This is a genomic window from Plantibacter sp. VKM Ac-2885, from assembly GCF_015351205.1.
Classification (GTDB): domain Bacteria; phylum Actinomycetota; class Actinomycetes; order Actinomycetales; family Microbacteriaceae; genus Plantibacter; species Plantibacter auratus.
In genome coordinates this window covers 777,483-794,156 of sequence record NZ_JADKSK010000002.1, presented here as the reverse complement: position 1 = coordinate 794,156, position 16,674 = coordinate 777,483, and the positions used below count along the sequence as shown (strand labels likewise).

Annotated in this window: 13 protein-coding genes; 8 read left to right on the top strand and 5 right to left on the bottom strand. The window is 68.6% G+C overall.

Going from position 1 to position 16,674, the window contains the following annotated elements; genetic code table 11:
- Window positions 1-31 precede the first annotated feature (31 nt).
- Window positions 32-1,111, bottom strand: coding sequence for a LacI family DNA-binding transcriptional regulator (locus ITJ66_RS16185; protein ID WP_370582683.1), 1,080 nt, complete (start codon window positions 1,109-1,111; stop codon window positions 32-34).
- A gap of 150 nt (window positions 1,112-1,261) precedes the next feature.
- Between ITJ66_RS16185 and ITJ66_RS16180 the strand changes: the two genes are divergently transcribed.
- From ITJ66_RS16180 to ITJ66_RS16170, 3 genes are read left to right on the top strand one after another with little or no spacing between them, the layout of a single operon-like run.
- On the top strand, window positions 1,262-2,209 hold the full coding sequence (locus ITJ66_RS16180; RefSeq protein ID WP_064294656.1) for a nucleoside hydrolase: 948 nt from the start codon (window positions 1,262-1,264) through the stop codon (window positions 2,207-2,209).
- The gene (locus tag ITJ66_RS16175; RefSeq protein WP_370582682.1) at window positions 2,206-3,642 is read left to right on the top strand and encodes an MFS transporter; all 1,437 of its coding nucleotides are present in this window, start codon (window positions 2,206-2,208) and stop codon (window positions 3,640-3,642) included. The genes ITJ66_RS16180 and ITJ66_RS16175 overlap by 4 nt, the downstream gene beginning before the upstream one ends.
- A gap of 10 nt (window positions 3,643-3,652) precedes the next feature.
- Complete coding sequence (locus ITJ66_RS16170) at window positions 3,653-4,576, top strand: ribokinase (protein ID WP_194645260.1); 924 nt, start codon at window positions 3,653-3,655, stop codon at window positions 4,574-4,576.
- Between the two features lie 43 nt (window positions 4,577-4,619).
- On the opposite strand, the gene ITJ66_RS16165 is transcribed toward ITJ66_RS16170, so the two are convergent.
- On the bottom strand, window positions 4,620-5,417 hold the full coding sequence (locus ITJ66_RS16165; RefSeq protein WP_194645259.1) for a hypothetical protein: 798 nt from the start codon (window positions 5,415-5,417) through the stop codon (window positions 4,620-4,622).
- The gene (locus ITJ66_RS16160) at window positions 5,414-6,058 is read right to left on the bottom strand and encodes a SatD family protein (RefSeq protein ID WP_194645258.1); all 645 of its coding nucleotides are present in this window, start codon (window positions 6,056-6,058) and stop codon (window positions 5,414-5,416) included. Before ITJ66_RS16160 ends, ITJ66_RS16165 begins: the two co-directional genes overlap by 4 nt.
- 411 nt (window positions 6,059-6,469) lie before the next feature.
- On the opposite strand from ITJ66_RS16160, the gene acs reads away from it, so the two are divergent.
- Window positions 6,470-8,461, top strand: coding sequence for an acetate--CoA ligase (gene acs / locus ITJ66_RS16155; RefSeq protein WP_191941634.1), 1,992 nt, complete (start codon window positions 6,470-6,472; stop codon window positions 8,459-8,461).
- A gap of 732 nt (window positions 8,462-9,193) precedes the next feature.
- Window positions 9,194-9,445 carry an endonuclease domain-containing protein gene (locus tag ITJ66_RS16150; RefSeq protein WP_194645257.1) on the top strand — a complete coding sequence of 84 codons (252 nt, stop codon included), beginning with the start codon at window positions 9,194-9,196 and terminating at the stop codon, window positions 9,443-9,445.
- A gap of 86 nt (window positions 9,446-9,531) precedes the next feature.
- On the opposite strand, the gene ITJ66_RS16145 is transcribed toward ITJ66_RS16150, so the two are convergent.
- Both ITJ66_RS16145 and ITJ66_RS16140 read right to left on the bottom strand, forming a co-directional pair.
- Entirely contained in the window at window positions 9,532-10,002 is a 471-nt protein-coding gene (locus tag ITJ66_RS16145) for a RidA family protein (RefSeq protein WP_194645256.1), read from the bottom strand.
- Between the two features lie 24 nt (window positions 10,003-10,026).
- The gene (locus tag ITJ66_RS16140) at window positions 10,027-10,182 is read right to left on the bottom strand and encodes a hypothetical protein (RefSeq protein ID WP_162852301.1); all 156 of its coding nucleotides are present in this window, start codon (window positions 10,180-10,182) and stop codon (window positions 10,027-10,029) included.
- A gap of 108 nt (window positions 10,183-10,290) precedes the next feature.
- On the opposite strand from ITJ66_RS16140, the gene ITJ66_RS16135 reads away from it, so the two are divergent.
- The 3 genes from ITJ66_RS16135 (at window position 10,291) to ITJ66_RS16125 (ending at window position 16,439) form a co-directional block, all read left to right on the top strand.
- The gene (locus ITJ66_RS16135) at window positions 10,291-12,642 is read left to right on the top strand and encodes a transglycosylase domain-containing protein (protein WP_191941636.1); all 2,352 of its coding nucleotides are present in this window, start codon (window positions 10,291-10,293) and stop codon (window positions 12,640-12,642) included.
- Between the two features lie 121 nt (window positions 12,643-12,763).
- Window positions 12,764-15,316 (top strand): transglycosylase domain-containing protein, encoded by a 2,553-nt coding sequence (locus ITJ66_RS16130; protein WP_191941637.1) that lies wholly within the window; start codon window positions 12,764-12,766, stop codon window positions 15,314-15,316.
- A 148-nt stretch (window positions 15,317-15,464) separates the two neighbouring features.
- Entirely contained in the window at window positions 15,465-16,439 is a 975-nt protein-coding gene (locus ITJ66_RS16125; protein ID WP_228501951.1) for a metallophosphoesterase, read from the top strand.
- Window positions 16,440-16,674 lie beyond the last annotated feature (235 nt).

Genomic DNA, 16,674 nt, shown 5'->3' with positions numbered 1-16,674 from the left:
TGGAGCGGCGTCAGGCGGACGTCGACCCGCCTCAGCGCCCGATCGTCGAAGCGCGGATGACGAGGTCCGCCGCGATCACCGGGGCGGGTGCCACCGTCCGGCCCTCGATCCGGGCGAGGAGTTGCTCGGCGCCCGCGCGACCGAGCGCCTCACCGGGCAACCGCACACTCGTCAACGGCGGATCGCTCACCACCGACGACGCCAGGTCGTCGAACCCGACCACCGCGAGCTCCCCCGGCACCGGCATGCCCATCGCCCGCGCCGACTGCAGCACCCCGTACGCATGCGTGTCGGTCGCGCAGACCAGCGCGGTCACCCCGGCGTCGCGCCACCGCGGCCAGCTGTCGACGAACGCCGCGGCCGCCGCTTCGAGGTCGATGATGCTCTCCGCGCGATCGTCGGCGTGCACCCGCATCCCGCGCACGGCGGCCTCGCGCTCGAGCAGCAGCCGACGCAGGAGGAACGTGTCCGTCGCCGTCCGGCCGCCGAGGTACCCGAGCTGCCGGTGACCCAGGACGTGGAGGTGGTCGAGGAGTGCTCGGACACCACCGAGGAGGTCGAAGTCGACGGAGACGGCGCGTCGGTCGGTGACGACGGCACCGGACGCTGCCTCCGCCGTCGTCGTCGGGAGGTGGGGTGCGTCGAGCAACACGAGCGCGGTGTCGAGCCGGAGCTCGTCCAGGAAGGCCTCGCTCGGCGCGTCGACCACGACCCCGGCCGGTCGGAGGGCCGCGAGTCGGCCGAGCGCCGCCGCCGTGGGCACGTCGCCCTCCCCGGTCACCGACACGAGCAGCTGGTACGCGTCGCCGAGGCCGGCCCTGAGCCCGCGGATCACCGCGCCGAAGTAGGGGTTCGACGCATCCGGTGTCACGAAGACGACCAGGTTGCTCGACCCGCTCGCGAGTGCCCGCGCGGCGTGGTCGGCGACGTAGCCGAGCTCCGCGATCGCCTGGCGCACCCGTTCGGCGTTCTGCGCGGACACGTGCCCGGCATCCTTGCCGTTGGCGACGAGCGACACGGTCGCGACCGACGTCCCGGCCCGCTCCGCCACCATCGCCGCCGTGACGCGACGGGCGGCGCGGGGCTGGGGATCGTTCGGTTCGAGGGGCACCCGTCGATCGTATCGGGGCCGCGGAACCCTGGGCCGAACGACCCGGTTTGGCGAACCTAAAGCGCTTGACGTAGGCTGCTCCCGGCGGACCTGAAGCGCTTTACGTGCCGTGTCGCCCGCTTCCCCAGCACCCCAACGATGTGGAGAACCATGCCCCGCAAGATCATCCTCGACTGCGACCCAGGCCACGACGACGCGATCGCGATCCTCCTGGCACACGGCAACCCCGAGATCGAGCTGCTCGCCGTCACGACCGTCGTCGGCAACCAGACGCTCCCGAAGGTCACCCGGAACGCCCTCGCCGTCGCCCGCATCGCCGGGATCACCGACGTGCCGTTCGCCGCCGGTGCCGACCGCCCGCTCGTACGCCCGCTCGAGAACGCGCCGGACATCCACGGCGAATCGGGCATGGACGGGCCCGTCCTCCCCGAACCGGCGATCGCCCTCGACGACCGGCACGCCATCGACCTCATCATCGACCTCGTCATGTCGCACGAACCGGGCGAGATCACCCTCGTCCCGACCGGCGGCCTGACGAACATCGCCCTCGCAGCCCGCAAGGAGCCGCGCATCGTGGAGCGCGTCAAGGAGGTCGTCCTCATGGGCGGCGGCTACCACGTCGGCAACTGGTCGGCGGTGGCCGAGTTCAACATCAAGATCGACCCCGAGGCCGCGCACATCGTCTTCAACGAGAGCTGGCCCGTCGTCATGGTCGGCCTCGACCTCACGCACCAGGCCCTCGCCACCCCGGAGGTCGTCGAGCGGATCGCCACGATCGGCACCGGCCCGGCACGCTTCGTCGAGGAGCTGCTCGAGTTCTTCGGCACCACCTACAAGGACGCGCAGGGCTTCGACAGCCCGCCCGTGCACGACCCGTGCGCGGTCGCCTACGTGATCGACCCGACGATCGTGCGGACCGTCAAGGTGCCGATCGACATCGAACTCACGGGCACGCTCACCCTCGGCATGACGGTCGCCGACTTCCGCAGCCCGGCTCCGGACGACTGCAGCACCTGGGCCGCGACCGAGCTCGACCACGCACGCTTCTGGGGCCTCGTCACCGACGCCCTCGAGAACATCGGGGAGATCGAACTGTGAGCGACCTCCTGAACTCCACAAAACCCGCCGTCCGGATCGGTGCCCTCATGACGGCGTTGCTCGCCGCCTGCGTCGCGTTCCAGCTGAACGCCAGCATGCTGAGCCCCGCGCTCGTCAGCATGGCCCGCGAACTGCAGACCGACGACGCCACCATCGGCCTCTCGCAGACCATGTTCTTCACGACGGCGGCCCTGTTCTCCGTCTTCCTCCCCCGCCTCAGCGACATCATCGGCCGGAAGCGTGTCCTGACCGGCATGCTCGTCGTCATGCTCGTCGGCACCGTCGTCGCGGCCCTCGCCGTGAACGTCGAGATGCTGTTCGTCGGCCGCATCATCCAGGGCGTGTCCGGGCCGGTCGTGCCCATCACCCTGCTCATGCTGCGCGCCGAGGTCACCGACCCGAAGCGGTACGGCGCCATGATGGGCCTCATCACCGCGGTCAACGGCGGCATCGCCGGGATCGATGCCCTCGCCGGCGGATGGCTCGTCACGAACCACGGCTTCCGGTCCGTCTTCTGGACCATGGCCGTCGTCGCAGCCGTCGCGATCGTGTTCGTCGTCCTGTGGGCCGCGAACTCGCAGCCCTCGAAGGGCACGAGGATGGACTGGTGGGGCGTGCTTCCGCTCGTCGTCTCGATCGCCGCCTTGCTCACCGCGTTCAACGAGGCCGGGAAGCTCGCCGCGGCGAACTGGCTGCTCGTCGGCGGGTTCATCGTCGTCGCCCTCGTCGCGTTCGCGATCTTCTGGACCGTCGAGAACCGGGTCGCCGAACCGCTGGTCGCCACGAAGTACCTCCGCCAGCGCAGCACCTGGGCACTCCTGCTCACGACGCTGCTCACGATGACCGGTGTCTTCGCCGTCGCCAACGGCCTCGTCACCTCGATCGCCCAGAACGCCGACGCGGGGTTCAGCATGGAGGCCGACCTCGCCTCCCTCGCATTCCTGACGCCGTACGCCCTCGTCGGCTGGCTCGTCGGCCCGTTCGCCGGTCGTCTCGCGCCCACGCTCGGCTACCTGAACGTGCTCCGCATCGGCCTCATCGGCAGCATCGTCTCGATCGTCATCATGGCGCTCGTCGGCGTGCACTCGCTCCCCGTCCTCATCGCGACGACCGTCCTCATCGGTGCGACCTACGCGGGCATCGGCAACATCATGCTCAACGGGCTGGGCATCGTCCTGTCGCCGAAGGAGAACCCGGGCTTCCTGCCCGGACTGAACGCGGGCGCCTTCAACCTGGGCGCAGGCCTCAGCTTCGTCGTCCTCCCCGCCGTGCAGATCGCCGTCGCACCCGCCGGAGGGACGTCGACGGCCGGGTACACGAGTGCCATGCTGGTCGGCGCGGGCATCACCGCGGTCGCCCTGCTGGTGTCGTTCCTCATCCCGAAGCCCGCGGGCGCCGAGGTCCGTCCGGCCGAGACCGCCTCGGCAGCCTAGGAGGGTCACCATGCAGAGTCCACGCATCGTCGTCGTCGGGTCCTTGAACGCGGACCTCGTCGTCCGCACGGCACGCTTCCCGCAGCCCGGGGAGACGCTCACGGGATCCGAACTCGCCGTCATCCCCGGCGGCAAGGGCGCCAACCAGGCGGTCGCCGCGGGCAGACTCGGCGGCGACGTCACCATGGTCGGCGCGGTCGGCGACGACGCGCACGGGTCCCTCCTGCTCGAGTCGCTCTCGAGCTCCGGGGTCGACGTCATCCGGATCGCCCGACGTGACGACGTCGCGACGGGCACCGCGGTCATCACCGTCGACGACGCCGGGGAGAACACGATCATCGTGTCGCCCGGGGCGAACGGCACCCTCACGCCGGATCGGATCGGCGGGGCGTGGACGGCGCTCGACGGTGCCGGCGTCGTCTGCCTGTGCCTCGAGGTGCCGATCGACACCGTGCTCGAGACGGCCCGGCGGGGCGCTGCGGCCGGCGCGCTCGTACTCCTCAACCTCTCCCCCTACGGTCCGGTGCCGGAGGAGCTGCTCCATGCGACCGGTGTCCTCCTCGTGAACGAGCACGAGGCGGCCGACCTCGCAGGGGTCGACCCGGAGGAGGCCGGGTGGGAGGCGACCGCCACGGCATTGCGCAGCCACGGCATCCGCCGAGCCGTCGTCACGACCGGGGCCGCGGGCAGTGTCGTGATCGACGGCGAGGCCGCCCCGACGCCGGTTCCGTCGCCGACGGTGGACGCCGTCGACACCACCGGCTGCGGCGACGCGTTCATGGGCGCCCTCGCGCTGCGACTCGCTGCTGGCGACGAGCTCGTCGACGCGGCTCGATTCGCCTCGACCGTCGGCAGCTACGCGGCGACCGGGGCCGGCGCCCAGGCGTCCTACCCCGACCAGGAGCAGCTCGCGGCGTTCCTCGAGCAGCGATGAGACACGGGGTCCCGCGTGAACCGACGCGGGACCCCGTGTCTCCTCACCCGGCCGCGATCACCCAGAGGTAGAGCACCGCAGCAGCGGCGATCGCCCAGCTCGTGAAGCTGCCGACGAGGAATTCCTCCGCCTTGCCGCCGACACCACGGTCCTCGGAGATCTCCGGGAAGCGCACGATGCCCTTGGCCGCGACGAGGGCGGCGATCACCATGCCGGTGCCACTCAGCGCGAGGACGACGATGAAGACGCGTTCGAGCGGGCCGATGAGTCGGCCGCCGAGCAGCTGCGTCGTCGGACGCAGCGGCGTGCCGCCCTGCTCGACGCTCCCCAACTCTCGACCGCGGATCTTGACCGTCCAGGCGGAGGCGGGCGTCGCGGTCGGCTGCGGCTCATCGTCCTCGCGCGCGCGGCGCAGCGACGCCCTCACGATGAGATTGCTGCTCCGGGTGAGGAAGACGAGGGTCGAACCGGCTGCGACGGCGAGGGCCAGGGGCACCTCCCGCAGCACGCCGAGGTCGAAGCCCGCGTAGACCTGCGCTGCGACGCTGTCGGCCGTCCCGCCCGCCCCGAACACGAGCGTGGACCCGACGACGAGGAGACCGAGCAGCAGCACGGGCCAGAGTCCGCGCGGTCGCGAGGTGTCCGAGGACGGCATGGTCACGATCCACCCGAGGGCGACGAGGCCGGTCAGTGTCGGCCACCACCAGTCGAGCCCGAGGCCCAGCACGGCGAGCAGCCAGACCACCACCAGCCCGATGGCCGGGGACCAGCGCGGGCCACGGATCAGACCACGACAGATGTCGGCGACCCCGATCATGAGCAGCAGGACGGCCGTGATCATCGAGTCGGCGCTCCGGCGAGCAGGTCGAGGGCCGAGACGAGCGCGGCACCGCCCGATCGTTGCAGGTTCTGCGACACCGCGGACTGCGAGATGCCGACGTCGGCCGCCATCGACTCCTGCGATCGGCCGAGGAGTGCACCCGCGGCGAGCTGTCGCTGTCTGGGGTTCCGCATCTGATCGATCGTGTGGTCGCGCAGGGTGAGGAGTGCGTTCACGATGGCGTCTCCGTCCTGGGGTGCTTCGCCCTCGAACCACGATCGCAGGTACGGCTGACGTTTGTCCTCCCGCCGATGCGCCTCGTCGATGGCGGCTCGGGCTCGCCACCAGGCGGAACCGTCCTGGATGATGGCGTCCTGGCCGGCATCGATGTCCGTGACCTCGCCCCAGCCGAGGCCGAACCGGCAGTCGACCTCGGCGGGGAACAGGAGCCGCGCGAGCGTGGTGGCCCGCAGCGCGGTCGCGACGTCCACGTACACGACCTGGAACTCGTCGCCGACCGTGGGACGCAGCGGTTGCTCGGCGGGCCAGATGGCCTCCACCTGGAGGAAGACGTCCTGGATCGCGCGTTGAGCTCGGGTGCGATCGTCGAGACGGCGCGAACCCACGATGTCGACGACGACGGCCAGGAGGAGATCGGTCATCTCAGAAGCATAGAGCTGATAGTGGCAGAACTATAAGCAATATTCGAATACTCACCAGCGGCTCCCTGCAGCCGACACCGGAGACAGAAGAAGGCGGCACCCATTGGGGGGAATGGGTGCCGCCTCTACAGTGCCGGATTGGGGGGAATCGCTGGCACTGCATGCACGAATGTGTATTCGGCCGGGTCCAAGTGTACGCCAGTGAACGGGGAACACAAGCACTCAGACGACCCCAGATCGAGTGGTTTCCCTACCATGCCCAGATCATTCACAGACTGGGCCCGTGAATTTGTTCGGATGAGTGACAAATCCGCAACCGAGAACGCGCTACGCTCGTGCATGGCACGGACTCGACCCGCCTCGGCAGGTCGAGTCAGGAACGCGGATTCGCAAGGGAGCGAGACACACACGATGAGCACTCAGATCGACAGCCTGCTGCACGAAGACCGACGATTCCCACCGTCGGAGGAGTTCGCCGCGCAGGCGATCGCCAGCGCCGAGCTCTACGAGCGGGCATCGAGTGACCGGCTCGCCTTCTGGGCCGAGCAGTCCCGCGAGCTGCTCACGTGGAGCAAGCCGTTCACGAAGACCCTCGACTGGTCGAATCCTCCCTTCGCGACCTGGTTCGACGACGGCGAGCTGAACGTCGCCTACAACTGCCTCGACCGGCACGTCGAGGCCGGCAACGGCGACCGCGTCGCGCTCCACTGGGAGGGCGAGCCCGGCGACACCCGCACGATCACCTACGCCGAGCTCACGGCAGAGGTCAAGCGCGCGGCCAACCTGTTCACCAGCCTCGGCGTCGAAGCCGGCGACCGGGTCGCCATCTACCTGCCGATGATCCCGGAGGCCATCGTCTCGATGCTCGCCGTGGCGCGCATCGGCGCCGTCCACTCGGTCGTCTTCGGCGGGTTCAGCGCCGACAGCCTGCGCTCGCGCATCGACGACGCGGAGGCCAAGCTCGTCATCACCGCCGACGGCGGCTACCGCAAGGGCAAGGTCTCCGCGCTCAAGCCCGCCGTCGACGCGGCGCTCGCGAGCCGCGGCGAACTGCCCGAGCAGGCGACCGTGGACCACGTGCTCGTCGTCCGCCGCGGTGAGAACGAGGTCGACTGGACGGCCGGACGCGACCTCTGGTGGCACGAGGCCATCGCCGACGCCGAACCCGAGCACGAGGCGCAGCCCTTCCCCGCCGAACAGCCACTCTTCATCCTCTACACCTCCGGCACCACCGGGAAGCCGAAGGGCATCCTGCACACCTCGGGTGGCTACCTGACGCAGACGGCGTTCACCCACAAGAACGTCTTCGACCTGCACCCCGAGACCGACGTGTACTGGTGCACGGCCGACATCGGCTGGATCACCGGTCACAGCTACGTCACCTACGGCCCCCTCGCGAACGGCGCAACGCAGGTGCTCTACGAGGGCACGCCAGACGCCCCGCACCCGGGACGCTGGTGGGAGATCATCGAGAAGTACGGCGTGAGCATCTTCTACACGGCTCCGACGGCGATCCGCTCCTTCATGAAGCTCGGCCGCAAGATCCCGAAGCAGTTCGACCTCTCGTCGCTCCGCCTGCTCGGCTCGGTGGGTGAGCCCATCAACCCCGAGGCGTGGATGTGGTACCGCAAGATCATCGGCAACAAGGTCGCGCCGATCGTCGACACCTGGTGGCAGACGGAGACGGGGGCGATCATGGTGTCGGCCCTTCCCGGTGTCACGTCGACGAAGCCCGGCAGCGCGCAGGTCCCGATCCCGGGCATCGCCATCGACGTCGTCGACGACGCCGGTGACGCGGTCGGTGCCGGCGGCGGTGGACTCCTCGTCGTGACCGAGCCCTGGCCGTCGATGCTCCGCGGCATCTGGGGCGACCCCGAGCGGTTCAAGGAGACCTACTGGGAGAAGTTCTGGGACGTCGAGGGCGGTCCGTTCTACTTCGCCGGCGACGGCGCCCGGCTCGACTCGGACCGCGACGTCTGGCTGCTCGGCCGCGTCGACGACGTCATGAACGTCTCCGGGCACCGACTCTCCACCGCTGAGATCGAGTCGGCGCTCGTCGCCAACGAGATGGTGGCCGAGTCCGCCGTGGTCGGTGCCGCCGACGAGACCACCGGGCAGGCGGTCGTCGCGTTCGTCATCATCAAGGAGTCCCACCTCGAGCAGGCGTCCGGACTCGCGGACATCACCGGGGCGCTCCGCAGCTGGGTCGGCGAACAGATCGGTCCGATCGCCCGCCCCCGCGAGGTCTACCTCGTGAACGAATTGCCGAAGACGCGCTCGGGCAAGATCATGCGTCGTCTCCTGCGCGACGTGGCCGAGGGCCGCGAGGTGGGCGACACCACGACGCTCGCCGACACCACGGTCATGCAGATCATCACCGACAAGATGGTGAAGAGCACGTAAGTCCTCGCAGCGTCGCAGCAGGAGATCCGCCCCGCAGCAGGAGAACGTAGTCACGTTGGTCCTGCTGCGGGGCGGATCTCCTGTGCTCCACAGGGCAGACTCGCGGGCACCTCATCCCCAGCACTCCTGAGTGGGGCATGTGGCCGCGCCCGGCCCACGAAGCTGAGGTGATGGACCTCACCCCGTGGATCGACCGGCGCGACGGGATCGTGCATCGTCTCGACGCGCTCGATGCCGGAGCGACCAAGCACGGCATCGAACGAGCAAAGCAATCAGGCTCGGTCCGAGTCGTGAGACGTAACTGGCTCGTGACCGCAGCGTGTGATCCTCAACTCCTCTTCGCGGCGACGCGCGGAGGACGATTGACGTGTCTGACGATCGCCGGTCGTCGCGGCTGGTGGAACCTGGCTGACGGGTTCGTCCATCTCTCCGTCCCTTCGACGTCTGCGGCGACGACTGAAGCAGGGCTGCGGCTCCATTGGAGCGCGACACCGGCGCCGGTGTCCACCCGCACACTGGTGCAGCCACCGGTGAATGCGCTCGTCCACATCGCCGAGTGCCAACCGTTCGAACGCGCGCTCGCGGTCTTCGAATCGGCTGTCCGCGTCGGCGATGCCGACCTCGACCGACTCAGACTCATGCCGATCCGTTCCCGACGGTTCAGCAGAGTGATCGACCGCGTCAGCCACCTCTCCGACTCAGGCATCGAGTCGATACCGCGTCGGCATCCACATGAGCCAGCAGGTCGTGGTCGACGGTCACCGGGTCGACGGACTCATCGGCGAACGCCTCATCCTGCAGTTCGATGGACACGCTCCTCATCAGGATGCGTCACAACGGAGCCGCGATCTCGCGCAGGATCGCCGTCTCGCGCTATCCGGCCACACCGTCCTGCGGTTCAGTTACCGGCAGGTCATGCACGAGTGGACACTCGTCGAGCGCGAGATCTCAGACGCGATCGCGCAAGGCAGGCATCAGTGGTGAACGCAGGAGATCCGCTCCGCAGCAGGATGAACGTGGTTACGTTCTCCTGCTGCGGAGCGGATCTCCTGTTGTGGCGCGGGGAGGCGCTACGCGAACTCGACGATGAGCTCCACCTCGACGGGCGAGTCGAGCGGGAGCACGGCGACGCCGACGGCGGAGCGGGCGTGCACGCCGAGGTCGCCGAAGACCTCGCCGAGGACCTCTGACGCGCCGTTGATGACGCCGGGCTGGCCGGTGAACGCCGGGTCGGAGGCGACGAAGCCGACGACCTTCACGATGCGGGTGACGCGGTCGAGCGAACCGATCTGACTCTCCACCGCGGCGAGCGCGTTGAGCGCGCACGTCCGGGCGTAGGACTTGGCGTCGGCGGGCGAGACGAGTCCGTCGCCCTCACCGACCTTGCCGGTGGCGGGGAGCTTGCCGTCGGTCATGGGCAACTGGCCCGAGGTGAAGACGTGCTCGCCGGAGACCACGGCGGGGATGTAGGCGGCGACGGGCGGGACGACGGTGGGCAGGGTGATACCGAGCTCGGCGAGTCGGTCGGCGATCTGGGACATGGGGGTTTCCTCCGGGACGTCGGGTCAGTCGGCGATGGGGCGCTTGAGGTAGGCGACGAGCCCACCCTCCGGACCGGTGACGACCTGGACGAGCTCCCAACCCTCCCCGCCCCAGTTGTTCAGGATGGCAGCCGTGTTGTGGATCATCAACGGCGTGGTGAGGTACTCCCAGCGGGTCATGTCTCTCCTCGATCGGGCGCTCCGCACGGAGAGGCGGAGGCGCAGGGGATGTTCATGGCGAGCCCCAAGTGAAGCTCGCTCACAGTTTCCCCGCTTACCTTCGATCCTATGCCTGAACCACGTACCCCCGCGAAGACGGTCGCGCAGAGCGTCCTCGGCTTCGTCGGCTTGAGCGTCGCCGCCGGTGTGCTCGCCACCGCCGCGGTCACCCCTGCCATCGCGATGACCGGTCTCGCCACCTCCACGGGCATCTCCGTCTTCGACGGCCTCCCCGACTACCTCCAGCTCGACTCGCTCGCCCAGAAGTCGAGCATCTACGCCAAGGATTCCGCCGGCAACCCGGTGCTCCTCGCCTCCTTCTACGACCAGAACCGGATCGAGGACAGCTGGGACCAGATCTCCCAGTTCGCGAAGGACGCCGCGGTCTCGGCTGAGGACCCCCGCTTCTTCGAGCACGGTGGCATCGACCTCGCGGGCACCGTCCGCGCGGTCGTCAACAACGCCGCCGGTGGATCGACGCAGGGTGGCTCCTCGATCACACAGCAGTACGTGAAGAACGTCCTGGTGCAGAAGGCCGAGGCGATCCCCGACAAGAAGGAGAGCGACGCGGCCTACGAGGAGGCGACCGCGACGACCCCGGAGCGCAAGCTCAAGGAGATGCGACTCGCGATCGGCCTCGAGAAGACGTACGGCAAGGAGGACATCCTCCGCGGGTACCTCAACATCTCCGGTTTCGGCGGACGCGTCTACGGGATCGAGGCGGCGTCCAACTACTACTTCAACACCACGGCCGCGAACCTCACGCTGGAGCAGGCGGCGACGCTGCTCGCGATCGTCAACAACCCCGAGAACCTCAGGATCGACAAGCCCGACAGCGCTGACAACGGCGCGGCGAACGGCTACGCCCTGACGAAGACGCGACGGGACTACGTCCTCGACCAGATGCTCAAGGAGCAGAAGATCTCGCAGGAGCAGCATGATGCGGCGGTGGCGATCCCGATCACCCCGACGATCGTGCCTCCCGTCACCGGCTGTTCCGCGGCCGGGTCGTCCGCCTACTTCTGCGACTACGTGACCCAGGTGCTGCAGAACAACGAGATCTTCGGCGCCACCCAGGACGAACGGTGGACGAACTTCAAGCGCGGCGGGTACAGCGTCTTCACGACCCTCGACCTCGACCTGCAGAACGCATCGCAGGCGGCCATCGACGAGTACGTCCCGAAGACGACCACGGAACTCGACCTCGGCGCCGTCTCGGTGAGCGTGCAGCCCGGGAGCGGGCGGATCCTCGCCATGGCCCAGAACAAGGACTACTCGCAGGATCCCGATGTCCTCGCGACAGGCTCCAACTACAGCGCGATCAACTACAACACCGATCAGGCCTACGGTGGATCGGCGGGCTTCCAGCCCGGGTCGACGTACAAGATCTTCACCCTGACGGACTGGCTGAAGTCAGGCAAGGGCGTCAACGAGTCGATCAACGCGAACCGCAGATCCGACTGGGGCACCTTCACCAACAGTTGCGTCCCGGGTGGGACGGAGCAGGCGGAGGCCGGGTGGAGTCCGCGGAACGACGAGGGCGAGTCGGGGTCGTACACCGTGAGACGCGCCACGCAGCAGTCGATCAACACCGCGTTCATCGCGATGGCGCAGGAGCTCGACCTCTGCGACATCAGCAAGACCGCCGAGTCGATGGGCGTGCACCGTGCCGACGGCGCGCCACTGAACAACTCCCCCGCCACCGTGCTCGGCACCAACGAGGTCGCCCCGTTGAGCATGGCAACCGCCTTCGCGACGCTCGCCGCCGGCGGCAAGACGTGCGACCCGATCGCGATCGACTCGATCACGAAGCCAGACGGGTCGACTGCCGAGGTCCCCTCCGCGAACTGCCGCCAGTCGGTCGATGCGAAGGTGGCGGCCGCGGCCGACGACGTCCTCCAGGGCGTCGTGTCGAGTGGTACCGCGTCCGCCTCGGGCGCCCGCACCGACGGCGTCGGTGAGTTGATCGGCAAGACCGGCACCACCGACAACGCCGAGGCGACCTGGATGAGCGGTGCGAGCACGACCGTCGCGACGGTCGTCGGCACCTTCAACGTCAGCGGACACGTCAACCTCCGCGACACCTACATCGACGGCACCCAGGTCGCGTCCATGCGGCACTACATCTGGCCGGAGGTCATGTCGGCCGCGCTCGCCAAGTACCCGGGTGGCGACTTCCCCGCGGCCGATCGCGCCACGCTGCAGGGCGACGGTTCCGGCAGCAGCGGCGAGGACTCGACCCCCGCTCCGACGCCGACGAGCGACCCGACGCAGGCACCGAGCGAGGCGCCGACACCAGCGCCGGGCGACGGCGGGGACACCGACGGGACTGGCGAGAACGGCGGCCCAGCAGCCCCGGGGAACGGTAATGGGAATGGCGGCGGTGGCGGGAACGGCAACGGGAACGGCTCACCCGGGTGATCGAATGCGGCTGCCGGTCTGACGCCGACCGGCAGCCACCCCGCGCCGTCCGGCGGCAACGATCGGGTTTCAACGCGGCGCTGAGCGGGCCTTTTTCAGGATTGTCGCTTAGCATCGATCCATGCCTCAACAACATCGCACGGCCACCGGTGTGCTCGGCGGCTTCCTCGGCTTTCTCGGCCTGAGCGTCGCAGCGGGTGTCCTCGTCACCGCCACGGTCACCCCGGCCCTCGCCGTCACGGGGATGGCGACCAACAGCACGATCAACGTGTTCGACGGTCTGCCCGACTACCTGGCGCTCGACGAGCTGGCGCAGAAGTCCAGCATCTACGCGACGGACAGCGCCGGCAACCCGCAGCTGCTCGCGTCCTTCTACCAGCAGAACCGCATCGAGGTCGGCTGGGACCAGATCAACCAGTTCGTCAAGGACGCGGCGGTCTCGGCTGAGGACCCGCGCTTCTACGAGCACGGCGGTGTCGACCTCACGGGTACGATCCGAGCCGTCGCGATCAGCGCGACGGGCCGCGACCTGCAGGGTGGTTCGTCCATCACGCAGCAGTACGTGAAGAACGTGCTCGTCCAGAAGGCCGAGGCCATCACCGACGAGGCCAAGATGAAGGCCGCGTACGAAGAGGCGACGAAGGCGACCCCTGAGCGCAAGCTCAAGGAGATGCGCATGGCCATCGGCCTCGAAAAACGCTACGGCAAGCAGGACATCCTGCGCGGCTACCTCAACATCGCCGGCTTCGGCGGCCGCACCTACGGCATCGAGGCTGCGGCCAACTACTACTTCGCAACCTCCGCCGCCAATCTCAACCTCGAGCAGGCCGCGGCGCTCATGGCGATCGTCAACAACCCGGAGACCCTGCGTCTCGACCGTCCCGAGAGTGAGACCAACGGCGCAGCGAACGGGTACGCGCTCACCCTCGACCGGCGGAACTACGTCCTCGATCAGATGATCAAAGAGGGCAAGATCACGCAGGAGCAGTACGACGTCGCCATCGCGACGGCCATCACGCCCACCATCAACCCGGCGAGCACGGGTTGTCAGACGGCCGTCAACGTCGTCGCGGGCGCCGGGTTCTTCTGCGACTACGTCACCCGCGTGTTCCAGAACAACCCGATCTTCGGCGCGACCGAAGACGAGCGCTGGGCCGCGTTCAACCGTGGCGGTTACAGCGTGTTCACGACGCTCGACATCGAGGTCCAGAGCGCTGCACAGGCGGCGATCGACGAGCTCATCCCGCGGGTGAGCGACCAGCTCGACATCGGCGCGGTCGCCGTGACGGTCGCGCCCGGCTCGGGTCGCATCCTCGCGATGGCGCAGAACAAGGACTATTCCAACGACCCCGACGTCCTGGCGACCGGAGCCAACTACTCCGCGGTCAACTACAACACCGACGTCGATTACGGCGGTTCCACCGGCTTCCAACCCGGATCGACGTACAAGACCTTCACCCTCGCCGAGTGGCTCAAGGAAGGCCACGGGCTGAACGAAGGCGTCGACGGCCGGAAGCGCTCGCCTTGGGGAACCTTCAAGGACTCCTGTGCCGACGGTGGCACCGTGTACGCCGGTTCCGACTGGAACCCCGGCAACGACGAGGGCGGCAACGGTGGCCAGTACACCGCACTGCAATCGACGAAGCAATCCATCAACACCGGGTTCATCGCGATGGCGAAGCAGCTCGACCTCTGCGGCATCCGCAAGACCGCAGAGTCCATGGGAGTGCACCGCGCCGATGGCGGTCCCCTCCTGCAGTCTCCTGCGACGGTCCTCGGTACGAACGAGGTCGCCCCGCTCAGCATGGCGACGGCCTTCGCGACCTTCGCCTCAGGCGGCACCACGTGCGACCCGATCGCGATCGACCGGGTCGTGAAGCCCGACGGCACCGACATCCCCGTTCCCTCGGCGAACTGCCGGGTCGGACTCGAGGCCAATGTCGCCGCCACGGCGAACGTCGCACTTCAGGCGACGTTCAACGGCGGTACGACGAGCTCGTCCCGCATCGGCGACGGCATCCCGCTCATCGGCAAGACGGGTACCACCGACAACAACGAGGCCACCTGGATGAGCGGCGCGAGCACGAAGGCGGCGACCGTCGTCGGCGTGTTCAACGCGACCGGCCACGTCAACCTCCGCCGCACCTACTTCGACGCCGGTCAAGCCGCGACGATCCGACACAAGATCTGGCCGCGGGTGATGGAAGTCGCCAACGCCAAGTTCGGTGGCGAAGCGTTCGGCGACCCCGACCCGTCGCTCATCAACGGTCAGTCGATCCAGGTGCCCGATGTGGCAGGGAAGACGATCGAGGAAGCGCAGAAACTCCTCGAGGACGCGGGCTTCGGCTTCGCGAACGGTGGCGCGGCCGACTCGGTGCTGCCCGCGGGGCAGGCGGCGAGCACCAACCCGGCCGGCACTGTCCCGAAGGGTTCGATCATCACCGTCTACACGAGCAATGGGCTGCTTGCTGCCGTGCCTGACGTGAGTGCTGCTGCGAGCTATGAGGACGCGAGGGCGGCGATACAAGGCGCCGGGTTCGCGAACGTCGGACAGAAGTGTGTGGTCGACCCTGCGGCGGCGACGCCGAAGGTCACCGGGGTCGATCCCCCGGCAGGGACGGCGGCTCGCAAGGACGGCAAGATCACGGTGACGGTCTCCAAGACCAGCTGTTAGCGTCCTGACGCCAGCACGGAGGGCCCGATCGGATTCGATCGGGCCCTCCGTCGTCTTCGCGGGGCCCGCTCCGGGCGTCTTCGGAGGGGCCAGCGGGTACGCTCGTGGGACGGTCGGCACCACTCGACGACCGAGGAGGAGACGATCGATGGCGGCACCCATGAGCACCGGCGGCAGACTCGGAACGGCAGCGGCCGTCGTGGCAGGCCTCGGGGCCCTCACCTTCGGGTACGCGTCGGTGATCGAGCGCAACGCCTTCGCGCTGCGCAGGGTGACCGCTCCGGTCCTCCCGCCCGATGCTGAGCCGATCACCGTGCTGCACCTCTCCGACCTCCACATGGCGCCCTGGCAGCGCCGGAAGCAGGCCTGGCTGCGGTCACTGGCTGATCTCCGGCCGGACGTCGTGATCAACACGGGCGACAACCTGGGACATGAGCAGGGCATCGACGGGATCCGGGCTGCGCTCTCGGTGTTCGCCGGGGTTCCGGGGGCGTTCGTGCACGGCTCGAACGACTACTACGGCCCGACCGCGAAGAACCCGTTCAAGTACTTCACGCAGACCTCCTCCAAGCACGTCTCCCCGACGACGCTCGACACGGGCGCGCTCGAGCGGTTCTTCATGGACGAACTCGGCTGGATCGACCTCAACAACGCGGTCGGTGAGATCTCGGTCCGCGGGACCCGCCTCGACCTGTTCGGAGTCGACGACCCACACAAGCACTTCGACCGCCTGGACACCTTGACGGCGCTCATCGACGAACGGCTGGACGCTGAGACGCTGGAGACCGACGACCCGTCGCTGGCGCACACGGTGACGGTGGGCGTGATGCACGCTCCGTATCGTCGGGTGCTCGACGCGTTCGTGACGCAGGGTGCGCAGTTCATCTTCGCGGGGCACACCCACGGCGGTCAGGTCTGCGTGCCGGGCTACGGTGCGCTCGTGACGAACTGCGACATCCCTCGCAAACAGGTGAAGGGGCTCAGCGTCTGGCGCCACGCCCTCCGCTCGGCGTACCTGAACGTGTCGGCTGGGATCGGGACCTCCATCTACGCGCCAGTGCGATTCGCCTGCCGGCCGGAAGCGTCGCTCGTGACGCTCCTTCCCCGTCGCACGGTGGTCTGACCGGGCCCGACTGCCCTTCGACAGGCTCAGGGACCAGGACCCTCTGGACCGAGCACCCTCCGCCGGTCACTGAGTGCCATCCGCCGGTCACTGAGCGCCCTCCGCCGGTCACTGAGCGCCCTCCGCCGGTCACTGAGCGCCCTCCGCCGGTCACTGAGCTTGTCGAAGTGCGGCCCTTCGACAGACTCAGGGACCGACGATGCGTCCCAGGGCCGGGAACCCCGGGGAAACAGAG